A 1,046-nucleotide genomic window follows, 5' to 3' on the forward strand; every position below is an offset into this window, starting at 1 on the left:
TGCCTAAAAGCTCTAAAACATTAAGATTTGAAACAGACATGAGGATCTCCCAAATAGATCGTTGTGTTTAGCTGAAACAAAGGATTGCAGTCCGATGTTTCAGCGATTAAATACGCCCCTGACGAACAGAACGAAGCATAAAAAGTTTAATTTCACGACTAGAATTAGAATGAGATTTTTTACAAAGCTTATCAAATTCAGACTTTAAGAGACTGTTAACCTTAAAATTCATAGTCGTATCCAAATTAGAAAGAGATTGCTCAATCTCTTCAACAAGTAATCTTTTATGATCAACACTTGCTTGCATACGTTTTAAGTTATCTAAAGCGTCATTGTCATCCAAATCATTCACCTAGTAGTTACTTAGGAAGTACTGAGAAATTACCAAGTAATTACTTTAAAGGCAAGTTATATTTTTATTAAAATTATAAGTTATTGTTTTTATTAGAACAGAATGCATCTTTTCCTAAATATAGGACTAGAGTCCACCATTAGAAAACGTGGACTCTTTCAAGCAGTAGTCGCGGCGGAACAAGTTCCTGCCTGCGCCTACTACTACCTACCACTTAACCAGTATTAATACCAAAAGCTCGAACAGCGATAGCCATTAACTTAATTGAAGTACAGGCAGCAGAAGTAGCAAGAATAATTGACATAGCATGTGGGAAATCTAAATAAGCAACAAACTCACCAACTGGACCACCAACAGAAGAAAGCGAAGATAATTGAGAAAGAATGGCAGACTCAATGCGATGTATGACAGGGAGAACAGTATTATTTAAAAAAGCATAAGTAAGACCTGCAACCGTAACACCTACAACAAGCTTGCCAACAACACTAAGAACAACTCTAGAAAGAATCATCAAAGGAATATTTATAGCCATAAAAAAACCTATTTTTGTATTAAAAATTTATAGGTAAATTATATCAAATTTCTATTTATATATTTGTTTTTTAACAATTTTAATAGTAAGTGATTTTATCATTATGGTGGGAGTTGGAGAAGATCAGGGAATACTCACCCTAGAGCACTAAAAGCACCCTAA

The 1,046-nt window shown here is 33.8% G+C and carries 2 protein-coding genes; both read right to left on the reverse strand.

The annotated features are described in order from the left end of the window. Positions 1 to 106 precede the first annotated feature (106 nt). A complete protein-coding gene (locus FTV32_RS17260) occupies positions 107 to 343 on the reverse strand; it encodes a hypothetical protein (protein ID WP_179991775.1) in 237 nt (78 codons plus the stop codon). A gap of 223 nt (positions 344 to 566) precedes the next feature. After that, positions 567 to 884, reverse strand: coding sequence for a DUF2523 domain-containing protein (locus FTV32_RS17265; RefSeq protein WP_218945217.1), 318 nt, complete (start codon positions 882 to 884; stop codon positions 567 to 569). Between the last annotated feature and the right edge of the window lie 162 nt (positions 885 to 1,046).

It is taken from the genome of Acinetobacter sp. YH16032, from assembly GCF_013417345.1.
Lineage (GTDB): Bacteria > Pseudomonadota > Gammaproteobacteria > Pseudomonadales > Moraxellaceae > Acinetobacter.